The following is a 26,140-nucleotide window of genomic DNA, read 5'->3' on the forward strand; positions in this document are numbered from 1 at the left end:
ATCCTCCCCTCTCGGGGAGGTCCGTCGGCCCTCCTCCGGCGCCGATCCGGCGGAGGAGGAGGATGAAGAAGAGATATCCGCCCGCCCTGGAACCCCTCCAGAAAGGGGCTTCTCGGTCGGGCGGCGGATCTACGGCTACTTCAGAGATCCGGCCTGACGCTCATAGCCCCCGCCTCCAGGATCTCCAGGTTGAGGGGTATCAGCTTCGGCTTCTTGGCGAAGGTCCTCTCGAAAGCCCCGCCGAAGGCCTCCCGGGGAAGCCCCAGGTTTCCCCTCTCCATCAGGGCCCCGAACATGGCGGTGTTGGTCGCCTGCTCCACCCCTCGGGAGAGGGCTATCTCCGTCGCCGGGACGGGGATGGCGGTGACCCCCTCCGGAGGCTCGAAGGCTCCGGCGAGGGCGTCGTAGAGGATGAGGCCCCCCTTCGGGACGTCGGCGGCGAACTTCTCCAGGGACGGCCGGTTGAAGGCGACGAGGATGTCGGGCCGGTCGACCACCGGCGAGCCTACCCTCTCGCCGGAGATGACGACGGAGCAGTTCGAGGTCCCCCCCCTCTGCTCCGGGCCGTAGTCGGGGTACCAGGAGACGAAGCGGCCTGATCGGTACGCCGCCTGGGCGAGGGCGAGTCCCATGCTGAGGACCCCCTGGCCTCCGAAGCCCGCGATCTTCACCCCCTTCGTCTCGAAGGCGGGGTCTGGCAGGACCTCCACCTCCACCTCCCCGGCGAGGCCGAAGATCCGGTCGAGGGCGGCTTTGGTGAAGTCGGACTCCCTCCTCTCGATCGGCTCCGTCTCGCTCGATAGGTCCCGGAACCTCTTCAGGGGGAACTCCCGCTCCATCTCCTCGTTGATGAACCGCTCGATCCCCCTAGCGTCCATCCTCAGGATGGTGGGGCAGGGGGAGAGGAACTCGACGAAGGCGTACCCCTTCTTATCCCGCTGGATCTCAAGAGCCCTTCTGACCGCCCGCCGGGCCCTTCTTATGTGATTTATGTTCGAGAGGGAGACCCGCTCGATGAAGACGGGGGCCCGGAGGGTGTCGAGGAGCTCGCAGAGGTGGATCGGATATCCGGAGTCCCGGGGGTCCCTCCCCGCGGGGGTCGTCGCCGTCACCTCCCCCACCAGAGTCGTCGGGGCCATCTGTCCTCCGGTCATCCCGTAGACGGTGTTGTTGACGAAGAAGACCGCCATCTTCTCCCCCCGGTTAGCGGCCTGGACCGTCTCGTTGAGGCCGATGGAGGCTAGGTCCCCGTCCCCCTGGTAGGAGATGAGGATGGCGTCGTCCTCGGCCCTTGACAGCCCTGTAGCGATCGCCGGAGCCCTCCCGTGGGCAGCCTGGACGTGGCCGCAGTCGAGGTAGTAGTAGGCGAAGACCGAGCATCCGACGGGGCTCATGACGACGCACCGGTCCTGGATATCGAGCTCCGCCATGGTGTCGGCTATGATCTTGTGGAGTATCCCGTGGCCGCACCCCGGACAGTAATGGGTGGCGGTGGGGGCGGAGCCCCCCTTCCTCTCAAAGGTGCTGTAGAATCCCAGAGGTCCGATGACCTTCTCCTTCGCGGCCATTCTAGGCCACCTCCCTGATCTTCTCGAGGATCTGATGGCGCTGGATGAGGTTTCCTCCATACCTCGATACGAGGGCTACCTCCCGGCAGCCTGTAGCGAGGCGGATGTCCTCTCGCATCTGACCGTCGCTCATCTCGACGGATATGAATCGAGAGCCTCTATCGGCAAAGGCCCTCAGCTCCCGGGAGGGGAAGGGGAAGAGGGATATGGGCCTGAAGAGGCCGGCTGCTATCCCCTCTCTCCGGGCGGCATCGACGGCGGACTTGGCGATCCGGCTGCTGATCCCGTAGGAGACGAGGACCACCTCGGCGTCCTCGCACCTGTAAAGCTCGTACTCGACCTCCTCCTCCCGGATCCGGTCGTACTTCGCCTGGAGCCGGAGGTTGTGCTCCTCCAGCTCCCTGAAGTCGAGGTCGATGGAGGTGACCAGGTTTCCTCGCGTCTCTTTATTCCCCCGGACGGCCCAGGAGTCGTCGATCACCGGCTCGATCGCCCTCTTCGGAAAGGTGAGGAGCTCCACCATGTGGCCGAGGACCCCGTCGGCGAGGATGACCGCCGGGTTTCGGTACTTGAAGGCGAGGTCGAAGGCCTTGATGGTGAAGTCGCACATCTCCTGGACGGAGTTGGGGGCGAGGACGAGGTTCCTGTAGCATCCGTGCCCCCCGCCCTTCACCGCCTGGTTGTAGTCGGACTGCTCCGGCCCGATGTTCCCCAGCCCCGGACCGGCCCGGGCGATGTCGACGATGACGCAAGGAAGCTCAGCCCCCGCGATGTAGGATATCCCCTCCTGCTTGAGGCTCATCCCGGGGCCGGAGGAGGCGGCGAGGACCCGGTGGCCGGCGGCCGCCGCCCCGTAGACCATGTTTATCGCCGCCTCCTCCGACTCCGCCTGGACAAACTTTCTCCCCACCTTTGGGAAGTACTTTGAGGCCTCGTGGAGGATCTCGCTCGCCGGGGTTATGGGGTAGCCGAAGTAGCAGTCGCATCCCGCATACATCGCCCCGACGATCACGGCGCTGTTTCCATCAACTAGCTGGGCTGGCATCTATCCCTCCTCCTCGAACTTCTCCTTTGACGGTATGTGGACCTCGATGGCGAAGGGCTCCGGGCAGGTGTAGTAGCAGTTCCCGCAGCCGATGCACCCCTCCCCCGAATAGATCGCGTAATGGTATCCCCGAGCGTTCAGCTCCTCTCCCAGGGCGAGGACGTTGGTGGGGCAGGCGATGATGCACCTCTCGCACGCCTTGCACTCCAGGGCGTTGATCACCGGATAAGGCTTGTCCTTCTCCCTGATCTCAACCCTCCTTATCTTGCCGCTGATCGTCTTCGGGAGCTCTTCTGCGAACTCGACGATCCTCGGGTACTTGTAGGGGGCGGTGATAGCTTTGACGTGGTTTTGGAGCTCATTCTTCAGCTCCTCCGACGGCGCAGAGCCTTTCGTCAGGACGACCGTCGCCTTCACCACCTGCCCCCGGAGGGGGTCCGGGACCCCGGTGATAGCGCACTCCAGGACCGCGGGGTGGGTGAGGAGGGCGCTCTCCACCTCGAAGGGGCCGACCCTATAGCCGGAGCTCTTGATGATGTCGTCGGCCCTTCCGACGAACCAGAAGTAGCCGTCCTCGTCCATCCAGGCGGTGTCCCCGGTGTGGTAGTAGTCGTCGTGCCAGGTGTTCCTCATCTTCTCGGGGTCGAGGTGGTAGTCGACGAAGAGGCCGATGGGCTTGCCCTTATCCGTCTTGATGACGATCTCCCCCTCCTCCCCGACCTCGCAGATCCTGTCGTTCTTGTCCACCAGGACGATCTCGTAGCCGGGGGAGGGCTTCCCCATCGACCCGGGCTTCGGGTCCATCCAGGGGTAGTTGGCTATGGCGACGACCGTCTCAGTCTGGCCGAACCCCTCCATCAGCCGCAGCCCCGTCGCAGCGAGGAACTTTTCGTATATCGAGGGGTTGAGGGGCTCGCCGGCGGTGACGGCGTACCGGAGGGTCGAGAAGTCGTACCTGGAGATGTCCTCCTTTATCATGAACCGGTAGATGGTGGGGGGGGCGCAGAAGGTGGTGACTCTGTACTTAGCCGCCATATCCATCATCCTCCCGGCGTCGAACCGGTCGTAGTCGTAGACGAAGACCGCCGATCCCGCGATCCACTGGCCGTAGAGCTTCCCCCAGACTGCCTTCCCCCAGCCGGTGTCGGCGACGGTGTAGTGGAGGCCGCCATCCTCGACGTTCTGCCAGTACCTCGCCGTCAAGATGTGGCCGAGGGAGTAGCTCTGGTCGTGGTTTACCATCTTGGGGTTTCCTGTCGTCCCGGAGGTGAAGTAGGCGAGGAGGATGTCGGAGCTCTTCGTCCCTTCTGGCCTCTCGAACTCCGGGGATGCCGCCTCCAGCTCCTCCCTCAGGTTCAGCCAGCCGTCCCTCGCCCCTTCTCCGACGAAGGCCTTCAGGACCCCGGCATCTCTCAATTCCTTACAGGCTCCGTCCACCTCCTCGGGGACCCCCTCCTCGGCGATGGATATGATCATCTTCAGGTCCGCCCGCCGGATCCTATAGACGATATCCTTCCTCTTCAGCATGTGGGTTGCGGGGATGGCGACGGCCCCGATCTTGTGGAGGCCGATCATAGAGATCCAGAACTCATATCGGCTCTTGAGGGAGAGCATCACGGCGTCTCCCTTCCTTATGCCGTGCCCCTTGAAGAAGTTGGCAGCCCTGTCGCTCTCGCGCTTCATATCCCCGAAGGTCAGGATCTTCTCGTCCCCGGAGTCGTTGCACCAGACGAGGGCCACCTTATGGGGGTCCTCCTCGGCGTAGACGTCGACGACGTCAAAGGCGAAGTTGAACTCCTTGGGGACTATGATCTTGAAGTTCTCTATAAAATCCTCATAAGATTTGAAATCCGTCCTGGGGACGAACCTATCCAGTAGAGACGACATTTTAAGATCCTCTTTCTGCGGTTACATCACCACGACGAGCATCTTCGCGGGCCTGTCGTCTTGGGCCTCCATGGCGTGCAGGAAGGACGAATCGAACAATATCGAGTCCCCCTCGTTGAGGACGATCTCGTGATCGTGGATCGAGAACTTGAGGGACCCCTCCAGGACGTAGTCGAACTCCTGGCCGGGATGGCTGTAGGCTGCCGGCTTCTCCCTCTTCGGCTCGATGGTGACGATGAAGAACTCCCCCCTCTTGGAGAGGAACTTCCCCGCCAGGTTCTGGTACCTGTACTGCCTCCGCCGCTCCACCTCGACCCCCTCGCCCTTCCTAGTCACCGTGAATATCCGCATCCTCGGCTCTTCCCCGGTGAGGAGGAGGTTCATGTCGACCTCGAGCCGCTGGCCGATCTCGATCAGCTTGCTCGCGGGGATCTCCATCTTCCCCTCCTCGTAGCAGTTGTACGTCTCCAGGGGCACCTTCAGGTGCTCTGCCATCTCCTCCGCCGTCACCTTGGACAGCTCTCGCATCTCCCGAATTCGGGTTGCTATCTCCTCAATGGTCTCCGCCATGCCGATTCACCCACTCACCCTCGATATGCCAAAATGGTATAAAGCCTCCGCCTCTCTGCCGGGGGAAAATTCGATAATATGCGGTCGATAAAAATCTATCGGGGGATCTCTTGCCCTTTCCGGGCCTCGAGAGGGGGACCTCAACCTATTAATAAACCCCCCACCCCTTGATCATATCGAGATGGAACCCGTTGAATATCTGGAGCACACCGCCGACGTCAAGTTCCGGGTCCGGGGCCGGAGCCTGGAGGAGCTCTTCGAGAGCGCAGGCCTCGCGCTGATCGGAGCCATGATAGACCCCTCCACCGTCCGGGTCGAGGAGTCCTGGCCGGTGGAGATCGAGGCGGAGTCCCTGGAGGCCCTCCTCTACGAGTGGCTATCGGAGATCCTTTACCTATTCGAGGTGGAGCTGGCGGCGTTCTCGGAGTTCGAGGTCGCCCTCGATGGAGGGCCCGACGGCTGGAGCCTTTCGGGCCGGGTCGGGGGGGAGAGGATCGACCCAGAGAGGCACCTCTTCGAGACGGAGGTGAAGGCGGTCACCCTCCACCAGTTCGAGATCGGTAGGGAAGAGGTGGGGGGGGAGGAGATCTGGACCGCTCAGGTGGTTTTAGACGTTTGAGGAGATCCCATGCTGAACAGGATAGACGATTACATATTTGAGGTGCCGATCGGCCACCAGAAGGGGATGCGCGTCCCGGGACGGATCTTCATCTCCGAGAGGCTCCTCGAGCAGGTGGAGTCCGGAACCCTCGACCAGGTGGCGAACGTCGCCACCCTCCCCGGGATAGTCAACTACTCGATGGCGATGCCCGATGCTCATCTCGGCTACGGCTTTCCCATCGGCGGCGTCGCCGCCTTCCGGGAGGATGGGGGGGTGATAAGCCCCGGGGGCGTCGGCTTCGACATAAACTGCGGCGTCCGGATGCTGAGGACGGACCTTCTGGCGGAGGATGTGGCGCCGATGATGACGAACCTCGTCGAGGACCTCTTCCACGACGTCCCCTCCGGCGTCGGGGCGAAGGGGAGGCTCCGGGTCTCGGAGCACGAGCTCGACGAGGCCTTCACCCGGGGGGCGGCCTGGGCGGTGGAGGCGGGGTTCGGCGTTCCTGAGGATCTCGAGCACTGCGAGGAGGGGGGCCGGATGGAGGGGGCGAAGCCCGACCAGGTGAGCCTGAAGGCGAGGAAGAGGGGGCGTCCCCAGCTCGGGACCCTGGGGAGCGGAAACCACTTCCTGGAGATCCAGAGGGTCGACGAGATCTTCGATGACGACCTCGCCAAAAGGTTCGGCCTCTTCCGGGGCCAGATCACCGTCATGATCCACTGCGGATCGAGGGGGGCAGGCCACCAGATCTGCACCGACCACCTCCAGGTCCTCAGCCGGGCGGTAAAAAAGTACGGTATAGAGCTCCCCGACAAGCAGCTCGCCTGCGCGCCGTTGGGGACGCCGGAGGCGGAGAACTACTTCGGGGCGATGGCGGCGGCGGCAAACTACGCCTGGGCGAACCGTCAGATCATCTCCGCCTGGACGAGGGAGGTCTTCGAGAGGTACTTCCCCGACGCTCGGCTGGACCTCGTCTACGACGTCGCCCACAACGTCGCCAAGGTGGAGGAGCACGAGGTCGACGGCTCGAGGGAAAGGCTCTACGTCCACCGGAAGGGGGCGACGAGGGCCTTCGGCCCCGGGAGGCCCGAGATCCCAATGGCGTACAGGGAGGCGGGCCAGCCGGTGATCATACCCGGGTCGATGGGGACCCCCTCCTACGTCCTCTGCGGGAGCGCCGGGGCGATGCGGCTCACCTTCGGCTCCGCCTGCCACGGGGCCGGAAGGATCATGAGCAGGACCCAGGCGAAGAAGACCTACGCCGGGGCGGAGGTGAAGGATGTCCTGACGAGGCGCGGGATCAAGGTGATGGCGACTCACCCGAAGATGCTCGCCGAGGAGGCCCCCGAGGTCTACAAGCCGAGCTTCGAGGTCGTCGACGTCGTCCACCACCTGGATATAGCGAGGAAGGTGGCGAAGGTCGTCCCCCTGGGAGTCTCCAAGGGATGAGGATCCGGGTCGTCCTGGTGGAGCCTCTCTACGAGGGGAACGTCGGCTCCGTGGCGAGGGCGATGAAGAACTTCGGCTTCTCCGACCTCGTCCTCGTCCGCCCCTGCGAGATCGAGGATTTCGGCCTCGCCATGGCGTCCCATGCGAGGGAGGTGATCGAGGGGGCGAGGGTCGTCGATGGTCTTGGGGAAGCGATCTCGGCCGCAAACCTCGTCGTCGGGACGACGGGGGTGAGGGGTCGGACCACCGACCGCCACCTGAGGGTTCCAAGCCTCTCCCCGAAGGAATTGGCAGAGAGGCTCCAGGGCGGAAGGGGGGAGGTGGCCCTCCTCCTGGGGAGGGAGGACGACGGCCTCTCCTGCGAGGAGCTCGCAGCCTGCGATGTCGTCGTCTCGATACCCACAAGCCCCGAGTACCCCATAATGAACCTCTCCCACGCTGCCGCCGTCCTCCTCTACGAGCTCTCCCGGGTCGAGGGGGGGGAGGTGGAGCTGGCTCGGCCCGAGAACCTCGCCCGCCTCCTAGACCACTTCCGGGCCGCCCTGGTGGAGTCGGAGTACCACCAGCACAAGCTCGAGAAGACGATGCTGATGCTGAAGAGGATCTTCGGGAGGGCGAGGCTCACCGACCGGGAGGTCCAGACCCTCCGCGGCGTCGTCCGGAACCTCCGGTGGGGGGCTGTCCACCGCGGAGGCGGCTCTGAAGAATGGTGTTTTGGGGCGGGCACCGAGGTCCGGGAAGATGGCCAGGACGAGGGGGAGGGGGCTGCCGGGTCCGACAGGAGCGGGGTTCAGGAGTAGGGCGATGGGTCCTGACCGGAGCTTCTTGAACCGGCTTGCGGCATGTGGCCGCCGAAAAAAAAGCATTATGGGGGGCGAGGCTCTGCCCCCCCAGTTAGGTATCAGACGGCCTTATTGAGATCAGGCGTTGACTACATAGGTTCCCGCGATCTTGTCGTGCCAACCCTGCTTCTTCTTGTCGATGAGGATCCAGAGGTATCCGAGGAGGATCACCGCGGTCGATATGCCCATCCCGATCCACCGGAGGAAGCCCTTTCCGTATCCTATCGGATAGGTCCCGTCGGTCCCTACCAGCTTGATCTTCATCGCCATCATCCCCGGAGTCTGGCCGTTTCCGAAGAAGTAGGTGTAGTACCCGACCGATACCAGAAAGCCCAGGAAGGCGTTTATGCCGCCCAGGGTCTCGCCGACGTTCATCGAGGCGTAGCTGAGGATCGATCCGATCACCCCGACGATGACGCTGTCGATCAGGTAGCCTATGAACCTCGACCCGACGCTCGCCAGGTCGAGGGGCGGCTCCCCCCTCTCTCCGGCAGTTTCCGTCTCCATCTTCCAGCACCTCCATGAAATTTCTTCGGTACCTCTTTACATAACACTCATATAAATAATTTCTCTTAATTTGGTCTTAGCTGTCGTTTGATCGTCTCATCTCTCCATTAAACTGGGCGTGGACGAGGATATCGCCGGAGATGGCCCGCGGATCGGCGCCCCCGTCGAAGGGAGGCGCCGGGATTTCCTGGAGACCCTCCGTCACTCCTTGACGACGTAGGTCCCAGCGATCTTGTCGTGCCAACCCTGCCTCCTCCTGTCGATGAGGATCCAGAGGTATCCGAGGAAGAGGACGACGCCAGATATCTCCATCCCGACCCACCGGAGAAAGCCCCGGCGGAGGCCTATAGGCTCGATTCCGTCGGCCCGGACCAGCTTGATCTCCAGGAGCCTCATCCCCGGCGTCTGCCCCGCCCCGAAGAAGTAGGTGTAGTATCCTATGCCGATCGCCGCCATCAGGAGGTATATCGGGGGATAATCCGATGGGAGGCCGCTCCAGGCCAAAGACCAATCCTCCGCCGGGAGGTCGAAGAGGAAGACGAGGGCGATGTAGATGATGCTCAGGACGACCAGGTCCATCAGGTATGACGCCATCCTCTGGCCGATGCCTGCCAGGTTTGGCACCACCCCTTCCTTCTTATCGTATGGTTCATTCATTCTTCTAACCCCTTCCTTCGGGATCAAACTCCAGCAATGTATTTCATGCAGGTATAAATATTCGACTTGCTGAGAAATAAGAGGTCACGCCGATTCAAATCATGCATATGAGAAAGAAAGGGAAGAAGGAAGGTGGACGGAATGGATTTGAAAGGTGAGGGAAAAGGCGATATATACGCACCGGGAGGTCATACCTCCCAGGCGGCGATCACCTTCTCGATGTTCACGTAGTCTCTTCTTCCTCCGTTCTCCAGGACCAGGACGCCGTCGGCGGAGCCCACCACCCTCCCGCGAAGCCGCTGGTCGCCGTCCCCGCCGAAGTAGACCTCAATATCTTTGTTGTACAGGTGCTCGGATATGAATTTGTCCATCATCGATTCACCACCTTAAAGGATCTATTTAGCAATAATAAGGCTTTAAACTAGATATAACTTGTGGTTAAGCCAAAAATTCGACCAGAAATCCCAAAAAACACGCCAAAATTTAAATCAACTTGATTAAATGATTTTAACTCGGATCAACCGGGGTTGATGATCCGAAGATCTTTCCTCAAGTCAAGTCGAGTTTAAATGGAAGGCCCAGTTCGAAAAGTGCTAAAAGGAGAGATGCACGGTTGAGGGCAAAAATCTGATCAGCGCCCTCGCATTTTCCCGTGAACTTGATGGAGGTATCATCCGGATACCTTGGGCCTCGCCGCCCCCGAGAAGGTCCCCGAATCCCTCGGCTCCGCCCTCTTTCCCCTCTTTATGGCGTCCTCGACGGCCTCGCGGATGATGTATCCCGCCCTGTGTAGGATGGTGTCTTTCAGCTCTGGGTCCTGGTCCATGCTGGCGGTGCATGGGTATGCGTGGTGGGCCTCGGATATCCTCTCCCGGAGGTCGGGCTGGTCGGTATCGAGTCCCGTCATCCTCTTTGCCACGTACCAGGTTGATCCGCACGGGGCGCTGCGGACGACGTTGGCGGCGAGGATCGTCTCCTTTCCCGGCCGGCTCTCCTGAGCTACGATCTCGATCTCGGGCTCGCCGAAGTGGGCCTTCTGCATGAAGGCGTTTATGGCAGGGGTGGCCGGGTCGGGCCTGAGGGCGCAGAAGGGCTTGGCGAAGGCGGCCTCCAGGCCCATCCTTCTCGCCTCCTCGGCCAGCTGGGTCCGGAGGCCCAGGGGGAGGTCCTTCGGCATTTCAGACCCTCCAATGATCCCTTTGTACCCTTTTTCTTTCAGGATGGAGAGGAGGCCGAATATGATGTCGGGGTGGACGTGGACGACGATGGCGATATCCGCCTCGGGGATCTCGGCGGGGATGTAGGGAGATACGTCGTCGATGAAGTCTTCGAGGCCCTCGGGGTCGGGCATCTCGATGACGGATACCAGGTCCTCAGCGAGGCTGTACTTGCCGGCCTTGCAGAGGGTGCAGCCGTCGCCGCAGGATATGCAGAACCCCGAGAAGTTGATCAGGTTTCCTATCAGGGTTCGCCCGAACTCGCCGTTGTAGAATACCGCGACCTTCATGCTCCTCCCTTTTTGTTGTCTTTGGTATCTATCCCTTCCGCCTCCCGACGAGCCCCGGCCACCAGCTCCTCCAGCCCCGGGACCTCTGCAAGAAGCTCGTCGAGGGGCGCCTCCTCCCCGGAGATGTCCAGGGCGATGGCCCCCCAGGGTCCCAGGGCGACGACGGCCGCTGCCCTCTTCCTCCCTGCGAAAGAGCCCGTCCCGCCCCGGAGGTACGAGAGGGATTGGACCTCCGCCACGGGGATGATGGTCACCTCGCCCACCCTGAGGGGGAGGTCGGCGGCGAGGGACCTCCGATTCATCATGCCACCAACTCCATCCGATCACCATATATCTATAGTCGCTTTTTCGTACAAAAATGGTGAGGGTGAGCGGATGGAAGAAGACCTCAGCGGCATAGAGCCCCGCCTCCTATGGAGGCATTTCGACGAGCTCCGGAAGATACCGCGGTGTTCGAAGCGAGAGGAGCGGGCGGCAGAGTACGTCCTCGCCGTCGGAAGGCGGATGGGGCTGGACTGCGGGATGGACGGGGCTGGAAACGTCCTATTGAGGAAGGGGGCGACCCCCGGCAGGGAGGGGTCTCGGGCCGTCCTCCTCCAGGCCCACCTGGACATGGTCTGCGAGAAGGATCGGGGGTCGGATCACGACTTCTCCAGAGATCCGATCCTAGTCCAAGTCGAGGACGGCTTCGTCTCGGCCGTAGGGACGACCCTGGGCGCCGACAACGGGATAGGTGTCGCCGCCGCCCTGGCCGTCCTCGCAGACCCCGGAGCGGTCCACGGTCCCCTGGAGCTCCTCTTCACCGTCGACGAGGAGGAGGGGATGTCGGGGGCCGGGGCCGTCCAGGAGGGGCAGATCGCGGCGAGGATGATGATCAACCTGGACACCGACGACCCCCACGCCGTCTACGTCGGCTGCGCCGGAGGCGAGACCTCCAACCTGCGGCTTCCCATGAGGTGGGACCGCCCCGACCCGGCCGGGGCCTCGGCCTTCGAGGTCGTCGTGGGGGGGCTCTCAGGGGGCCACTCCGGCGTCGACATCCACCTTCAGCGGGGAAACGCCATCAAGCTCCTCGGCCTCCTCCTCTGGGCCGCCGGGGAGAGGGTCTTTCCGGGCCTCTCCTCCCTCAGGGGCGGGGAGAAGCACAACGCCATCCCCCGGGAGGCGGAGGCGGTCGTCGTCGTCCCCCGGGAAGAGGCGGAGGCCTTCTCCTCTTTGGTGGAGGCGGAGGCCCGCGCCCTTCGGGAGGAGTACCGGGCCGTCGATCCGGGGCTCTGGGTGGAGGTCTCGGCCGTGGAGATGCCGGCGAGGGTTGCGTCCCCGGAGGGGTCGAGGCGGGCGATCGGCCTCGTCGCCGCCCTCCCGAACGGGGTCCTCCGGTGGAGCCCCGAGATCCCAGACCTCGTCGAGACCTCGACGAACCTCTCCGTCGCCTTCACCGAGGAGGAGGACCTCTACCTCCAAACGGCCTCCCGATCGTCGTCGAAGGTCGGTCTCGAGGCGACGACCGCCACCATCCGGGCGGCGGCGGCCCTCGCCGGCGCCCGGGTCGAGAGGGGGGACCGCTATCCCGGGCGGCTCCCAGACCTCGACTCTGAGCTCCTTTCGGCCTGCAGGGCGGCCCATCGGAACCTCTTCGGCCGGGATCCGGAGGTGAAGTCGATCCACGCCGGCCTCGAGATGGGGATCATCGGGGAGAAGTTTCCGGATATGGATATGGTCTCTTTGGGAACGTTGATCGAGCACCCCCACTCCCCGGCGGAGAGGGTGAAGATCTCAGCGGTGGCGGAGTTCTATCGGTTCATCCTGGCGGCGCTGGAGCGGATATCGGAGATGTAGGGGACGGGAGGGTGAGGGGGAAGTGGTGAGGATCGGAGGTTGGGGGCTTCGATCCGGATCGGACAGCGGACGCGCTCCCTGGAGCAGTGCTGGAGAGGAGCTTCCGGGGCGAGGCTGAGCGAGGTGCCGAAGAAGATGGAGGTGGGAATGAAAAGGGGTATCCGAGATCGACGAAAATCTCTATATGATGTCGAGCGTATTAGAATGTGGAGGTTCTATAATGGGCGCGAAGATATCAATTTTGTTCGTAATCAGCATTTTGGCATCGATCCTGCCCGTCTGCGGTGGGCCGTTGTTGGCGCAGTGGTCCTTAGAAGACCTGGTTGGCGGCATCGCCATCGGCCCCGGTGGCGAGGTATATGTGACCATCAACAACAGCCACAAGGTGGTGAAGTACTCCCCCGAGGGCGAGAGGCTGGCAGAATGGGACGTCGACGGCGTGATTGAGACAAACGGCATCGCCGTCGGACCTGGGGGCGAGGTATACGTGACCATCAACAACAACCATAAGGTGGTGAAGTATTCGTCCGAGGGCGAGAAGCTGGACGAGTGGGCCGTGGATGGAATGATGAACGGCATCGCAGCGGGGCCGAACGGCCTCATTTACATCTCCTTCACGAACCGTATGATTCAGGTATTTTGGGCCTGATCAGTGTCGATCCTATTTTTTTGCAGATCGACCAGAAGACACTCACGGCTACATGCGCCGCAGCTAAAAGAAGAAACATACTGATCGGCAGTGAACGGGCCCCGCTCCACGGATACCAGGCCCGGACGGCGGAGGAGCTGGCCGCCCTCCTCCCGGCGGTGCTGGAGAGGGCCTTCCGGGGGGAGCTCTGATCCCGCGCCGCCGGGGGTATTCGAGCTATTTTATTATGACGGTGTTTGCTAGGGTGATGAGGAACAACAGGAAGAACAAGGTCCCCAGGAACCTCTCCAAGACCGCCCGATCCTTGTACTTCTTTTCCAGCTTAGAAAATTCGAGCAAGTCGGTGCTGAAGGGCTTTGTGCCGGAGAGGAAGGCTTTGACGCTGAATTTGAGGGCCCGTTTTAAAGGACAATCTCGATATACTGATGCCCAAAACCAGAGTGCGAAAGAGAGAACGACTACAAACGACCAGATTATCGGACGAAGCGGCTTCACGCCATACCCATAAAAGGCCAGCAAAGGCAAGTCGAGGAGCTTATGGCTCCATGACAGATTGGATCGTCGCAATACTCTATGGCTATAGTAACAGTTATCTGCGTCAGCGAACGACCCAATATTCTTGTAATTTTCCACAAGGCGAAGATAAACTTCATCGTCGTGGGCTAGCTTACCGTCGATATCTTCCCATCTAATGTATAACCGACCAAACTTTGATCCCTTCAAGTAGAGCATTTGATCGAATATGGCATCGATGAATGATGCGTCCCCATTGAAAAGGGTGTAATTGAATTGAGCATCTCCGTTAAATTCGGCATTTCTGAAGTTGGCCACTCCAGAAAATTTCGCACTATTGAAATTGGCATCGTGCAATCCAAAATTCGCATAATTAAATAGGGCATCTTTCTCGAAACAGCTATTTTGAAAAATTGTGGATGCATTTGAGAATATAACGCCCGTGAAGAAGGCTATATCCTTGAACTGAGCATCATCGAAATCAGCACCGTTGCTAAATTTTGCATAGTTAAATAGAGCTTTTCCGTCGAAACTGATGCGGTCAAAGGAATTTCCCCCATCGAACTGAACATATTTGAAATCTGCATCTTTAATGAAATGTGTATCTACTAAATGTACTTTCTTTTCGAATATAGTATATAATGGCTTGTTATCGTTTTTTTGTGTATCGAACAGCGTCACTTCATCATTAAATGTCGTGCCGCTGAAGTCAACTTGACCTTCGAAAGTCTTTCCCGCGAAGTTTACAGGTCCGTTGATGATCGAGTTTGTTATCTTTATATCTCCTCTGATCGGATCTTTCAGATTCCTAAGATCGAGGCTTCCATTTATGATAGCACCATCTATTGGTTCGAGATTTCCTGAACGAATATCTTTCAGGATATCGTGAGCGCTAATCGTCTCCATCTCTCCCGCATTCGGCTCACTGGAGCCTGCTGCCTGAATACAGAGGATCGCGAAAGATAAAATCATGAGTAATTTGATTTTGCTGAGCGTAATTCATCACCTGGAGACGATTACACCCCAATATATTTAATAATATCTCATAAGTTCGAAGGCAGAAGATCCTCGTTATTCCAAATTTCCTGGGATACGAAGCTGGCGACGCAGGCCAAACCTATCCGATCGATCGATTCCTTGAGACCTGGATTGATGTCCGATTCTGCATCCCATAGAGAAAGGGCCTTCCGGGGCCGTCCCTGATACCGCGCCGCCGGGTGCATTCGAGCTATTTTATATTATATCTCATCTAAAGCTCTGCCTACACCGCCCGGCATGTGAAGATGCTGTAGTGGAGCCACGCAGTGAACCCCTCCCTCGTCTCGACGAAGACCCCCGCCCTCTCGCCGAACTCGCGCCCCACCTCCACCCGGATCGAGGCGACCTGTGGAGCGCTCAGAACGTACCTCTCGGCGAGGTCGGAGGAGTCGAGGCGGAGGGGCGGCGCCGCCCGGACCTCGCGGAGGAGAAAGCCCGCTTCTTCGAGGGCCGCCTCCAGCTCGTCGATGGTAGAATACCACTTCTCGGTCCCCATCATCCCGTAGATCCGGTTTAGGCAGGCGGCGTCCCCCTCGTCGGCGAAGCAGGCCGACTGGTGGATGAACGCTTCGCCGGCTTGGAGCTGGCCACGGAGGTGGCGGAGGAGGGGCTGGAGCCCCGCCCTTCCGAAGTAGTGGAGGAGGGATCGGGCGACGAGAAGGAGGCTCCGGCCTTCCGCCCCGAGGTCCCGGCGGGTGAGGGTGGCGGCCGAGGCCGCGAGCCTCTCGATCCTCCCGTCGTCGCAGGCCGAAAGCTGCGCCTCGGATATGTCGACATCCACCAGCCGGACGCCTTCGAGGGGACGCCGCCTCAGGAGCTCTTTTAGGATAAAGCCGGTCCCGCCGCCGAGGTCTGCGATGACGTCGGGGCGGGAGGCTTCGACGGCCTGGAGGATGGCGGCGGTCAGGGGCTCCGCCACCTGGGGGTCAGAGAAGTAGCGGTGGTGGAAGCCCTCCCAGCGGGCGCCGTGGACCCGCGCCTCCCGCAGGACCGAATCCTCTTTCCTGGTCAAACGATTCTCCTCCCGTCTCGTTCAGGGGTCCTCTGGGACCCCTTCGATATCAATCGCCATTATCCGGCATTGCCGATAAACCGCCGAGATATTGCCGATAAATTGCCGATAACTCGTAGCTTCTCGCCCGCTTCGAGGGGTCCCTCAACACCAGCCAGCCGTCACTAACCCAGCCGCGGATGAGCACCCGGGCCATCCGGTCGGAGAGCCCCAGGGCCTCGGCAACGTCGGAGGTCCTGATCCTCTCCATCTTCGTAAAGAGGGCGAGGACGGCTCTTGCCCGAGGGTCGAGCCTTCGAAGCTCCTCGGGCTCGGGAGAAATCCCCTCTCTGGCAGAGCGTTGGGCCCCTTCCCTGGCCATGCGAAATACCCTGGCGGTCGTCTCGATGAAGTACTCCAGCCAGGGGGTGAGGTCCGCCTCCTCCCTCCCCTCGTAGTAGTTGTGATGGGGATGGGTGGCCAGCGCCCGATAGTACCCTTCGAGGTCCTGGGAGTGGAGCTCCTCCAGGGAGATGAGGCCGTTGAGACCGTATCCGCCCCTCTGGAGGATGAAGGTCGCGATGAGCCGGGCCGTCCTGCCGTTTCCGTCGTAGTAGGGGTGGATCGTGACGAACTGGTAGTGGACCAGTCCGGCGATTATGGGGACGGGGAGCCCCTCCCTCTCCGCCTCTTGGGCCCACCCTACCATCTCCGCCATGAGGGCCGGGACGTCTTTTGCCTCCGGCGGGAGGTAGACGATGGCTCCTGTCGCGGAGTCCCTGATGACGTTCTGGCCGTCCCGGTAGGGCGTCGGCTTCGGCCTCGCTCCTCCTCTCGCCTCCCCCCTTGGTCCCGTCTCCGAGCCCGTGCCCTTCGTCACCAGGGCGTGGAGGCGGCGGATCAGCTCCTCGGAGAGGGGCTTCTTCTCGGCGGCCCACTCTTCGACCCTCAAAAGTGCCGCCCAATAATTTCGCACCTCGGCGACGTCCCTTTCCCTCCCCTCGATCTCCCGGCCCGAGATAGCCTCCTCCGCCTCGGCGAGTGTCAGCCGGTTCCCTTCGATCCTGGTGGAAAAATGGGTCGAGCGGATTCGGGCGAGGCGGCGGAGCTCCGCCTCGATGGCCAGGGGGAGGGGCGTCTCGGCCACCACAGCCCGGGCCGCCTCGATCTCCATCAGGGAACGGGCTATGGCGGGGGTGATGACGTAGCGGGGGTGCCAGGGGGGTGGGGTCATGGAGGATCTATTCTGGTTAGTGGAGCCAGATCTTATCGTCTTTCGTCAGAATCTGAGCCAAAATTTTGAGGAGTTTATATCCTATATGCCATCTTAGTCATTTTCTCCGTTTGCTTTAGTCAGATCGATGTCGATTTCACCGACTAACTCCTTCATATCGGTTGATAGCTTTTCTAATTCAGCTTCTATTAGGTCCATCCGTTCTGATAGAACCAACAAGAATTCTCCTTTTTTAATAGAGTTTTTAATATAGTTCAATGTATTAATATAATCACTATCTGAATACTTTACATATTTCATTAAATGCTGTATATCCTCTGTCGATTGAGATTTTTCCATCATATTTATTAAATTAATATTTTCTCTATTCTCAATAAATATTTTAAATTTTTTCATTTTTATTAAAGCATCGTACATATACTCCTCATTTAAACATCCTGAAAGGTAATCCGAGAAACTATAATTCTTCTCGGAGATGACCAAAAATTCATTCAGCATTTCCAGTTCCGATTTAATCGTTAAGAGCAAATCTTCTGCCTTGAAATCATCCCTTGATATGTCATTTTTGCTCATAAAACTGAGAATTTCTAGAAGAGCTATATATAGAAAATCTGTATTCCTCAAAAGAGTATAATTGTTTTCACCGATGTTTTTATTGAATTTATTAGTGCCAATTAAATTCTTCATGAATTGTGCGCCGGAAAATAGTATTATAATGCTATCATTTATTTTTTCGTTCAACTCGATTACATATTGAATCGCCTTTGCATCACGATAATTTTGAATGGTTTTATTTTTTCTGCCCCTCATCAATTTCATGAATTGATTTGGATCTTGCTCGTTAATTTCGCGAACTACATTTATATAGTCCATAAAAAGACCCGGCACTATGCTATCAGGCTTTGGGTTAATATAATTTCTCATTAAATTTTTAAATAGATCTATCCCGCCATAAAAACTAGGGCTGAACAAAAACACTAAATCTGGCGCCACCTTGCACAAAGAGTCAAGCAATTCTTTAGAATTCATTTCATTTATTGTATCAAAATGCGCGAAGATCTCATAAATATAATCTATTTTTGATTTGAAATCATTTTTATTATCTATTCTTTCGCTTAATGTAATAAAATCAATACATTCTTCCAAATATGGCGGCAATAATAAAATAGGAACTTCGTATAACATATTCGTCTGTGATAGCAAACCCCATCGACCGATCTCTCTTCTCAATACGCGAGTTTTATCTTCTATACGACGTTCAAAAGGGAAACAATGCTCAAATATGTCATAAAAATCCAACGAAACAATTATTTTATAGTTATATTCACTAATTAATTCAAGATCCCCTTTCAGCATCTCTAAAGATTTTTTATAATATTTTGCCCATTTTATAAATTCATCCCATTCTTCTGGATATTGTTTGAAACCATACTGATTAGGCATAGTAGCATTACAGGCGTTATACTATATCCTTTTTCTCTATACACAATCTACCGTGCGTTAATATATTAATATAAAATACTAATATTAATGTATTACAGTTTTCCGTAAAAAATATATCCTAGATATGGATGTATTAAAAACTACTAAAGCCCCGGAACGGTGGTATAAATGGGCGAAAATAATACCTGCTTTGTTATTGCTCCAATCGGAAGTCCAAACTCTGACATCCGAAAGAGGTCTGATAAAATCCTAAGGTATGTTATACAACCTGCAGCTGAGCAACTTGGTTTCGAGGCTATAAGGGCTGATAAGATTTCAGAGCCGGGAATCATAACTTCTCAAATGATTCAACATATAATTGGAGATCCGATGGTTGTTGCGGATCTAACAGGCTGGAATCCTAACGTATTTTATGAATTGGCTATTCGTCATGCACTTAGAAAACCATATGTTCAAATTATTCGGAGAGGCGAACATCTACCGTTTGATGTATCCTCTGTTCGTACAGTTGAAGTAGATATAACTGATTTGGACGATGTTGAGGCAGCAAAAAATGAAATATGTCGTCAGATGAGATCGATGATGAAAAATGAAATTGAAATAGACAGTCCGATATCTGTTGCAATCGACTTAGAAGTCCTTCGTCTTAGTGGTAATCCCGAAAAGAGGCAAATTGCAGATGTGCTTTCTTCGATCAATGAATTAAGACAAGAAATACAAAAGCTTGGGAATAGGTTAACTGATCCAAAGTCGCTTATGCCTCCTTCTTATATTAAAGAAGTATTATTAAAGGAAGTTGGGCTATTCGAAGATTCGATAACACCCATGAAAAATAAATATATAATTAATAATAAAATAAATAAAACATTAGACCAGCTTAAAAACCACCTTTTAAGTGTGGATAATTCGAATAAGCTTGATTTTGATTGGCTTAAAAAAGCACAAAATCTCGTCTCAGAATTGGATATTGATATTAAAAATTATATGACCTCTCTCGATTTTTACTCGCAATGCAACATCTTAGATTTCTTTGTTAAAGATGATGCGACCGAATAATTGCCTTGTCAAGTTGTGCGACGCACCTGCAGCAGAGCTGTGGGGTATTCGATAAAAATAACTCGCTCAGCAGAGAGCTTGTATTTGGAGACAAGAGCAAGAGCGCCATCAGCAGATTGCGGCACTATTCCAATTTTAGAGTTATATACTTCATGATCTTTCGGGCGGAGGCCTCAGCACACCTCCGCCCCTTCCTCCTCCGCTTCCTCGCCCTCGGCGCCCTCCAGCTTCTCCAGCACCGGCCTCGTGGAGACCGAGTTCATCGAGAGGCCCAGCTCCTCCGGGCCGAGGCCCAGGGCGAGCCCCGCCATCTGGGTGACGTATAAGACGGGCAGATTGATCTCCTCGCCGAACTTCTTCTCCAGAAGCGGCTGGTTGGCGTCCAGCATCAGGTGGCATAAGGGGCACAGCGCGACGACGAAGTCTGCGCCTGACTCCTTGGCGTTTCTCAGGATTCGGATGAGGGTCTCGGCGGCGCCCTCCTCCTCGGGCATGAAGATGGGGCCGCAGCGGCACTTCATCTTCAACCTGAAGTCGGTGGGCTCCGCGCCGAGGGTCCGGATGAGGTCTTCGAGGATCGAGGGGTTCTCGGGGCTGTCGATCCCCCCGCCGGGCCTCGTCAGGAGGCAGCCGTAGTAGGGGGCGGCCTTGAGGCCTGCCAGGGGCCTGGATGTGGTGGGGGCGATGACGTCTCGGCCGTTTGCCGATCAATAAAAAGTGAGATTGGGCTTTGTAATCGAATGCCCCTTCAGAAATCAAACTTAAACGGCCTCTACCCGAACCTTCCCTATGAAAAGGTTCTCTTCGATGGGGGCCGCCACCTCTTCCTCCTTCAAGGCCATGAGGTGAGCCTCGACGGCCTCCTTGGTGTTGCTCAGGGTTTCATCGATCGTCTCACCTTGAGAGTAACATCCCGGAAGCGCAGGAACTTCGGACCAGTAGCCCCCTTCTTCCGCTTGGTGTATCAAAATCGTATATTCCAAGATCCATCACCCCTTCAAGAGCGCGATAAACTCGTCATCATCCAGCCCGGCCTTTTTTATGGCAGACTTGAGAAGGCCTATCTTCAGATCGCCGGAGATGGGAATGGTGACGATCTGACCGTTTGGCATCTTGATATTAACGTGATCGCCTTTGCCGCGGCCCACAACTCCGCCCGCCTTGACAAAGGCTTTGACGGCGTCTTTGCCAGTCACACTCCGAAGTCTGCTCACAACAAGTCCACCTTTGAACTGCCCAAAACCAGATTAAATCTTTAAGACCTTTTTATACATGTATCTTTCGGGAAATATCCTACCGAACATCCCAGATAAAAATCCCTCCCGAAACTCGGGCGGCGGCCTCAGCAGACCTCCGCCCCCTCCTCCTCAGCTTTCTTCCCCTCGATCTTCTCCAGCTTCTCCAGCACCGGCCTCGTCGATACGGAGTTCATCGATAGGCCCAGCTCTTCTGGGCCTAGGCCGAGGGCGAGCCCCGCCATCTGGGTGACGTATAATACGGGGAGGCTGATCTCTTCGCCGAACTTCTTCTCCAGGAGCGGCTGGTTGGCGTCCAGCATCAGGTGGCATAGCGGGCATAGCGCGACTACGAAGTCGGCGCCGGAGGCCCTGGCGTTCCGGAGGATCCGGATGAGGGTCTCGGCGGCCGCCTCTTCCTCGGGCATGAAGATGGGGCCGCAGCAGCACTTCATCTTTAATCTGAAGTCCGTAGGCTCCGCTCCCAGGGTCCGGATCAGGTCTTCGAGGATCGAGGGGTTCTCGGGGCTGTCGATCCCCCCGCCGGGCCTCGTCAGGAGGCAGCCGTAGTAGGGGGCGGCCTTCAGGCCGGCGAGGGGCCGGACGACCAGGTCTTCTGGGTCCTCAGCCTCGGCGAGGGCTTTCGTGATCATCTCGATGACGTGGAGGACCTCCTTTTCTTCCTCGTACTTCTTCTCCAGGGCCTCGTTCACCCGCTCCCTCAGTTTTCGGTCCTTCAGGCGGATCATCGCCGCCCGGAGCCTGCTGTAGCAGATGGAGCAGGAGGCCATCACTGGAAGCTCCGTCCTCACCAGGTTTCGCGCCGCCAGGGCCGTCGAGACGACCTCGTTCGAGACGTGGGTGGCGCCGCAGCAGTTCCAGTCGTCGATCTCCGATAGCTCTATGCCGAGGGCTCGGGAGACCGCCAGGGTCGATATCTCGTACTCCCTCCCCGTCGACCGGGCGACGCATCCGGGGTAGTAGGCGAGCTTCATTTTTCTCCCTCCTCTTTTTCTCCGGCCTTCTCAGACTTTCCTTCTTTCCTCCCGTCGTCGCCGAGAAGCTCGAAGATCCGCCTCATCTCCTCCGTCCCCTCGATCCTCTCCCCCCTCGCCGCCTCAAAGCCGAGCTCGATCTTCCCCTTGGGGACGAGCTCTGCGCCGAAGGCCATGATCTGCGCCGCCGAGCTGGGGCTACGGATCATGTACTCCGCCGACAGCAGGAACTCCGATATCCTCCCATAGTCGCGGATCTGGCGGGCGAAGATCCCCTCGAAGACCGAGTCCTTGCACTTCAAGCCCTCCTCCTCGTAGATCGTCTTGAGGGCGGCGACGACCGCCATCGGCCTGATCTTCCTCGGGCAGCGGACGGTGCAGAGGAGGCAGGAGGTGCAGAGCCATATCGACCTGCTCGCCATGGCAGCAGCCTTCTCCCCTTCGAGGACCAGCTTTACGAGCTTTCGTATGGGCACGTCCATCAGGGAGGCGGTGGGGCAGCTCGCGGAGCAGGTCCCGCACTGGATGCAGGTTTTCACCTCGGCCCCGGCGAGGGCGAGGACCCTCTCCCGAAACTTCTCCCCCTCGGCCGTCATGATCGCCGTCGTCTTCATCGTCGTCACCGCCTCCGCAATGCTAGAAGCCTCCTTTGTCATCTCTCATCACCCCCTTCGGCCTCGGCTGCCGCCTCAGCTTTCGCCTTCCTGATCCTCTCGCCTATCTTCTCCCTCGCCTCCTCGATCCCGCCCCTCTCCCAGACGAACCTCACCTTGGGCTTGTTGATCACCGCCTCGACCCCAGCCAGAGCCTCGTTGATCTTCGAGAGGAGGTCTGGGTCCCTCGCCGGCGCCTCGATCTCGGGTATCGGGACCCGCTCGATCTCCGGCGGCAGCACGATCCCGGAGAGGTCCGGCCTCCTCCTCACCTTGGTGGTGATGGCGGAGATCGCCTCCTTCCACTCCTCCGCCCACGGCGTCTCCTTGACGGGGGTGTGGGTCACCGCCGAGCGGTCCACCTCCACGGCGAAGCAGTGGCAGGAGTTGGCGCAGGCCCCGCAGAAGATGCACTGATCCTTCTCCACCTTTATCCTGCCGTCCTCCCCGACGTACCAGCAGTCGGAGGGGCAGACGTTGAAGCAGGCGTGGCAGCCCATGGGGTCGCATAGTGGCAGCTGCCGCTCGACGAGCCTTATATCCCCCTCGAAGGGCTTGGTGACGTCCATGGCGTCGTAGGGGCAGACTAGGAGGCACCTGCCGCACCCGATGCACTTATCCTGGTCGACCTCGATCTCCCCGGAGAAGACAAACTCCTCCTCCAGCTCCAGGGGATTGCCCTCGACCTTGATCGCCTCCTCGGGGCAGATCCCGACGCAGAGGCCGCAGTGGTCGCAGAGCTCCTCGTCGACGAGGAGCTGCTCGAAGGGGACGAGGTCGGTGGGGGTGGGCTCCTTCTCCTGGAGGAGGAAGGCCTCGCAGAACTTGGCGCATTTCCCACAGAGGTTGCACTTCTCGGGGTCGACCTCGATCTTCCCCTTCCCCTCCCCCCTCTCCTCCTCCCGGAGGGGGCCGAAGACGTCCCTCGTCGGGCGGAAGACGACGGTGATCGCCTCCGTCGGACAGACCGGCTCGCAGAGGGCGCATGGAAGACACTTCTCGTTCGGCTCGGCCCGGGAGACGAGGTGGGGGTACTCCTCCATCTCTTTGTAGTCCCGGTCGTTGGCGGTCATCCTGTAGGCGTCGACGGGGCAGAAGGCGGCGCACATCCCGCAGAAGACGCATTTGTCGAGGTCGATGAGGACCGGAGGGGCGTCGAGGCCGGTGGCGATCTCGATGACGGGGCCGAGCTGGAGGGCGTTTACCGGACAGAGGGCGACGCAGATCCCGCATCCGTTGCACTTCTTGTAGTCGTAGTCCAGGACCTTCACCGAGTCCTCCGACCTCTGGATCGACCTTATGGTGGAGCCCTCCACCTCCATCTCCTTCTCGATCTCCATCGGCATCAGGAACCGCCTCCTACAGGCTTCGGGAGCCTGAGAGCAGCGAGCTCTGATCCCGCCGGCCCCATCTCCTTCAGCTCGCTGACGAACTTCCTGACCTCTTTTGCCAGGATCTCGCCCTCACTGGCGGCGCACCAGATGATCTTGACCCTCCCGGGGTTGATCCCCACCTTCTCCAGGACCCCCCTGAGGACCTGGACCCGCTGGTAGGCCTGGTAGTTCCCCTTGTTGTAGTGGCACTCGCCGAGGCGGCAGCCGGATATGAGAACGCCGTCGGCACCCCCCTTCAGGGCCTCGAGGACGAAGGCTGGGTCGACCCTCCCGGCGCACATCACCCGGATCGCCCTCATGTTCGTCGGATACTGGATCCGGGAGGTGCCGGCCAGATCCGCTCCGGCGTAGCTGCACCAGTTGCAGAGGAACCCGACGATGAAGGGGTACTGCCCCTTGACCGCCGTCGCCGCCCGGACCTGGGCCATGATCTGCTCGTCGGAGAAGAGGGTCATATCGATGGCGTCGACGGGGCAGGCGGCGGCGCAGGTCCCGCACCCCTTGCAGGCCGCCTCGTCGACGAGGGCGGTCCCGTTGACGGAGATCGCCTTCCCCGGACAGGTATCGACGCAGAGCTTGCAGCCTATGCACTTCTCCTGGTCCACCACGGCGACGACGGGGTCGAGGGCGAGCTCTCCTCTAACAAGAAGCCTCATCGCCTTCGCCGCCGCCGCCTCCCCCTGGGCGATGGAGACCTGGATCTCCTTTGGTCCCGAGGCGCAGCCGGCGATGAAGACCCCCTCGATGTGGGCCTCCACCGGCCTCATCTTGGGGTGGGCGATCTCGAAGAAGCCGTCGGGGCGCTTTGCGAGGCCGAGGAGGTTGCCGACGACGTCGGCATCCTTATTCGGCTCGAGCCCCGCCGAGAGGACGACGAGGTCGTAGGGCTTCGAACGGAAGCCGCCCAGGAGGGTGTCCTCGTAGTTGACGCGAAGGCTCCCGTCCACCTCCTCCACCTCGGAGACCCGGCCCCGGATGAAGTTGATCCCGAGCCGCTGGGCCCGCATGTAGAACTCCTCGTACCCCTCGCCCCCCGCCCGGAGGTCGATGTAGTGGATCGAGACCTCCGTCTCGGGATACTTCTCCTTGATCAGCTGGGCGTTCTTGAGGGCGTACATGCAGCAGACCCGGGAGCAGTAGGCGTTTCCGACCGTCTCGTCCCGGGAGCCGACGCACTGGAGGAAGGCGACGGACTTCGCGACCTCCCCCGTCGATGGCCGCACCACCTCGCCGCCGGTCGGCCCTGCGGCGTTGAGGAGCCTCTCGACCTGGAGGGCGGATATGACGTCTCTATACCTGCCGTAGCCGTACTCCTCCTTTCTGGCGGGGTCGAAGGACTGCCAGCCGGTGGCGACGATGATGGCGCCGACGTCGAACCTGAACTCCTCCTGCCTCTGGTCGTACTTGACGGCGTCGACGGGGCAGGCCTCGGCGCAGAGGCCGCAGCCGATGCAGGCCGAGGGATCGATGCAGGCGACGAGGGGGACCGCCTGGGGTATCGGCATGTAGATCGCCTTTCTTTTGCCGAGGCCGAACTCGTAGTCGTCGGGGACCTCCACGGGACAGACCCCGGCGCACTCGTTGAGGCAGCCCTTGCAGAGCTTCTCGTCGACGAACCGCGCCTTCCTGACCCCGGAGACGGTGAACCTTCCGACAGACCCCTCGATGTTGAGGATCTCGGCGTAGGTGACGAGGTCGATGAGGGGGTGGTTGTAGACGTCGGTCATCTTCGGCGCGAGGACGCAGATGGAGCAGTCGTTCGTCGGAAAGACGTCGGTGAGGAGGGCCATGTAACCCCCGATCGTCGGCCTCCTCTCGACGAGGTGGACGGAGAGGCCGCAGTCGGCCAGATCGAGAGAAGCCTGGATCCCGGCTACGCCTCCACCGATGACCAGCACCTCCCGGCTGACGGGCATCGTCTCCCCCTGGAGGGGGTTTAGGAGGGCCGCCTTCGCCACCGCCATCCGGATCAGGTCTTTTGCTTTCTCCTGGGCCTGGGGGGGCTCGTCCATGTGGACCCACGAGCACTGCTCCCGGATGTTCGCCATCTCCAGCATGAAGGGGTTGATCCCCGCCTCGGAGATCACCCGCCGGAAGGTCGGCTCGTGGAGCCGAGGCGAGCAGGCGGCGACGACGATGCTCTCCAGCTTATGCTCTGCGATGTCCTCCTTGATCATATCCTGGCCCGTATCAGAGCAGGTGAACTGGAGGTCCCGGGCGACCTCGACCCCAGGGAGGGTTTTGGCGAACTCGGCGAGGGCGGAGGGCTCCAGAACCCCTGCAATGTTCAGGCCACAGTGACAGATGTAAACTCCAATTCGCATCGACAGGACTCCGGTTAATCATTCGGAATCCATCGACTTAAAGGTACCTGTTAAGGTCGAAGGGGGCGAATCTGCCAAATTGTATCGGGATTTCTCTCCATCTCCGGCGTCGAACCGGCCACGTGAGGTTTGAAAATCGAAAA

General features: G+C 59.1%; 27 protein-coding genes. 7 read left to right on the top strand and 20 right to left on the bottom strand.

The window, feature by feature from the left end:
- Positions 1-140 precede the first annotated feature (140 nt).
- The 4 genes from MHAR_RS03010 to MHAR_RS03025 are packed head-to-tail and all read right to left on the bottom strand — an operon-like array spanning position 141 to position 5,070.
- Positions 141-1,568, bottom strand: coding sequence for a 2-oxoacid:acceptor oxidoreductase family protein (locus MHAR_RS03010; RefSeq protein WP_014586146.1), 1,428 nt, complete (start codon positions 1,566-1,568; stop codon positions 141-143).
- 1 nt (position 1,569) lies between these two features.
- Positions 1,570-2,613, bottom strand: a complete 1,044-nt coding sequence (locus MHAR_RS03015) for a 3-methyl-2-oxobutanoate dehydrogenase subunit VorB (protein ID WP_014586147.1) — start codon at positions 2,611-2,613, stop codon at positions 1,570-1,572.
- A complete protein-coding gene (locus MHAR_RS03020) occupies positions 2,614-4,500 on the bottom strand; it encodes an AMP-binding protein (protein ID WP_014586148.1) in 1,887 nt (628 codons plus the stop codon).
- Between the two features lie 21 nt (positions 4,501-4,521).
- Complete coding sequence (locus MHAR_RS03025; protein ID WP_014586149.1) at positions 4,522-5,070, bottom strand: helix-turn-helix domain-containing protein; 549 nt, start codon at positions 5,068-5,070, stop codon at positions 4,522-4,524.
- 181 nt (positions 5,071-5,251) lie between these two features.
- Between MHAR_RS03025 and MHAR_RS03030 the strand changes: the two genes are divergently transcribed.
- The 3 genes from MHAR_RS03030 to MHAR_RS03040 are packed head-to-tail and all read left to right on the top strand — an operon-like array spanning position 5,252 to position 7,920.
- Entirely contained in the window at positions 5,252-5,689 is a 438-nt protein-coding gene (locus MHAR_RS03030; protein WP_014586150.1) for an archease, read from the top strand.
- Positions 5,690-5,698: 9 nt separating this feature from the next.
- The gene (locus MHAR_RS03035; protein ID WP_014586151.1) at positions 5,699-7,120 is read left to right on the top strand and encodes an RtcB family protein; all 1,422 of its coding nucleotides are present in this window, start codon (positions 5,699-5,701) and stop codon (positions 7,118-7,120) included.
- Positions 7,117-7,920, top strand: a complete 804-nt coding sequence (locus tag MHAR_RS03040; protein WP_014586152.1) for an RNA methyltransferase — start codon at positions 7,117-7,119, stop codon at positions 7,918-7,920. Before MHAR_RS03035 ends, MHAR_RS03040 begins: the two co-directional genes overlap by 4 nt.
- A 120-nt stretch (positions 7,921-8,040) precedes the next feature.
- Here MHAR_RS03040 and MHAR_RS12365 read toward each other — a convergent pair whose 3' ends face one another.
- The 5 genes from MHAR_RS12365 to MHAR_RS13590 form a co-directional block, all read right to left on the bottom strand.
- Positions 8,041-8,469 (bottom strand): RDD family protein, encoded by a 429-nt coding sequence (locus MHAR_RS12365; protein ID WP_014586153.1) that lies wholly within the window; start codon positions 8,467-8,469, stop codon positions 8,041-8,043.
- Positions 8,470-8,670: 201 nt separating this feature from the next.
- Positions 8,671-9,126, bottom strand: a complete 456-nt coding sequence (locus MHAR_RS12370; protein ID WP_014586154.1) for an RDD family protein — start codon at positions 9,124-9,126, stop codon at positions 8,671-8,673.
- A gap of 188 nt (positions 9,127-9,314) precedes the next feature.
- Positions 9,315-9,500 carry an MM0924 family protein gene (locus MHAR_RS03055; protein ID WP_014586155.1) on the bottom strand — a complete coding sequence of 62 codons (186 nt, stop codon included), beginning with the start codon at positions 9,498-9,500 and terminating at the stop codon, positions 9,315-9,317.
- 296 nt (positions 9,501-9,796) lie between these two features.
- Positions 9,797-10,633 (bottom strand): DUF166 domain-containing protein, encoded by an 837-nt coding sequence (locus MHAR_RS03060; protein ID WP_014586156.1) that lies wholly within the window; start codon positions 10,631-10,633, stop codon positions 9,797-9,799.
- The gene (locus MHAR_RS13590) at positions 10,630-10,938 is read right to left on the bottom strand and encodes a hypothetical protein (protein WP_048144301.1); all 309 of its coding nucleotides are present in this window, start codon (positions 10,936-10,938) and stop codon (positions 10,630-10,632) included. Before MHAR_RS13590 ends, MHAR_RS03060 begins: the two co-directional genes overlap by 4 nt.
- A 70-nt stretch (positions 10,939-11,008) precedes the next feature.
- Between MHAR_RS13590 and pepD the strand changes: the two genes are divergently transcribed.
- From pepD to MHAR_RS13595, 3 genes are all read left to right on the top strand, one after another.
- A complete protein-coding gene (gene pepD / locus MHAR_RS03070; RefSeq protein ID WP_014586157.1) occupies positions 11,009-12,472 on the top strand; it encodes a beta-Ala-His dipeptidase in 1,464 nt (487 codons plus the stop codon).
- Between the two features lie 220 nt (positions 12,473-12,692).
- Positions 12,693-13,121, top strand: a complete 429-nt coding sequence (locus MHAR_RS03075) for a hypothetical protein (RefSeq protein WP_014586158.1) — start codon at positions 12,693-12,695, stop codon at positions 13,119-13,121.
- On the top strand, positions 13,112-13,312 hold the full coding sequence (locus MHAR_RS13595; protein ID WP_014586159.1) for a hypothetical protein: 201 nt from the start codon (positions 13,112-13,114) through the stop codon (positions 13,310-13,312). The genes MHAR_RS03075 and MHAR_RS13595 overlap by 10 nt, the downstream gene beginning before the upstream one ends.
- A 25-nt stretch (positions 13,313-13,337) precedes the next feature.
- On the opposite strand, the gene MHAR_RS03085 is transcribed toward MHAR_RS13595, so the two are convergent.
- The 4 genes from MHAR_RS03085 to MHAR_RS03100 form a co-directional block, all read right to left on the bottom strand.
- Positions 13,338-14,540 carry a pentapeptide repeat-containing protein gene (locus MHAR_RS03085; protein WP_187287845.1) on the bottom strand — a complete coding sequence of 401 codons (1,203 nt, stop codon included), beginning with the start codon at positions 14,538-14,540 and terminating at the stop codon, positions 13,338-13,340.
- A gap of 355 nt (positions 14,541-14,895) precedes the next feature.
- Positions 14,896-15,684, bottom strand: a complete 789-nt coding sequence (locus MHAR_RS03090; RefSeq protein WP_014586161.1) for a class I SAM-dependent methyltransferase — start codon at positions 15,682-15,684, stop codon at positions 14,896-14,898.
- Between the two features lie 49 nt (positions 15,685-15,733).
- Positions 15,734-16,897 carry a Fic family protein gene (locus MHAR_RS03095; RefSeq protein ID WP_014586162.1) on the bottom strand — a complete coding sequence of 388 codons (1,164 nt, stop codon included), beginning with the start codon at positions 16,895-16,897 and terminating at the stop codon, positions 15,734-15,736.
- A 93-nt stretch (positions 16,898-16,990) separates the two neighbouring features.
- Entirely contained in the window at positions 16,991-18,340 is a 1,350-nt protein-coding gene (locus tag MHAR_RS03100; RefSeq protein WP_143763250.1) for a hypothetical protein, read from the bottom strand.
- A 168-nt stretch (positions 18,341-18,508) separates the two neighbouring features.
- Between MHAR_RS03100 and MHAR_RS13205 the strand changes: the two genes are divergently transcribed.
- The gene (locus tag MHAR_RS13205; RefSeq protein WP_014586163.1) at positions 18,509-19,396 is read left to right on the top strand and encodes a hypothetical protein; all 888 of its coding nucleotides are present in this window, start codon (positions 18,509-18,511) and stop codon (positions 19,394-19,396) included.
- A 173-nt stretch (positions 19,397-19,569) separates the two neighbouring features.
- On the opposite strand, the gene MHAR_RS03110 is transcribed toward MHAR_RS13205, so the two are convergent.
- The 7 genes from MHAR_RS03110 to hdrA2 all read right to left on the bottom strand — a co-directional run bounded on the left by MHAR_RS03110 (position 19,570) and on the right by hdrA2 (position 25,997).
- Positions 19,570-20,082, bottom strand: a complete 513-nt coding sequence (locus tag MHAR_RS03110; protein ID WP_338039956.1) for a heterodisulfide reductase-related iron-sulfur binding cluster — start codon at positions 20,080-20,082, stop codon at positions 19,570-19,572.
- Between the two features lie 75 nt (positions 20,083-20,157).
- Positions 20,158-20,379 carry a type II toxin-antitoxin system HicB family antitoxin gene (locus MHAR_RS03115; protein WP_014586165.1) on the bottom strand — a complete coding sequence of 74 codons (222 nt, stop codon included), beginning with the start codon at positions 20,377-20,379 and terminating at the stop codon, positions 20,158-20,160.
- Positions 20,380-20,385: 6 nt separating this feature from the next.
- Positions 20,386-20,610 (bottom strand): type II toxin-antitoxin system HicA family toxin, encoded by a 225-nt coding sequence (locus MHAR_RS03120; protein WP_081472251.1) that lies wholly within the window; start codon positions 20,608-20,610, stop codon positions 20,386-20,388.
- Between the two features lie 128 nt (positions 20,611-20,738).
- A complete protein-coding gene (locus tag MHAR_RS03125) occupies positions 20,739-21,626 on the bottom strand; it encodes a CoB--CoM heterodisulfide reductase iron-sulfur subunit B family protein (protein WP_014586167.1) in 888 nt (295 codons plus the stop codon).
- Entirely contained in the window at positions 21,623-22,282 is a 660-nt protein-coding gene (locus MHAR_RS03130; RefSeq protein WP_014586168.1) for a 4Fe-4S dicluster domain-containing protein, read from the bottom strand. The genes MHAR_RS03125 and MHAR_RS03130 overlap by 4 nt, the downstream gene beginning before the upstream one ends.
- Positions 22,279-23,625, bottom strand: coding sequence for a 4Fe-4S binding protein (locus tag MHAR_RS03135; protein WP_014586169.1), 1,347 nt, complete (start codon positions 23,623-23,625; stop codon positions 22,279-22,281). Before MHAR_RS03135 ends, MHAR_RS03130 begins: the two co-directional genes overlap by 4 nt.
- The gene (hdrA2, locus tag MHAR_RS03140) at positions 23,625-25,997 is read right to left on the bottom strand and encodes a CoB-CoM heterodisulfide reductase HdrA2 (protein WP_014586170.1); all 2,373 of its coding nucleotides are present in this window, start codon (positions 25,995-25,997) and stop codon (positions 23,625-23,627) included. Before hdrA2 ends, MHAR_RS03135 begins: the two co-directional genes overlap by 1 nt.
- Positions 25,998-26,140 lie beyond the last annotated feature (143 nt).

This window comes from Methanothrix harundinacea 6Ac, from assembly GCF_000235565.1.
GTDB lineage: Archaea > Halobacteriota > Methanosarcinia > Methanotrichales > Methanotrichaceae > Methanocrinis > Methanocrinis harundinaceus.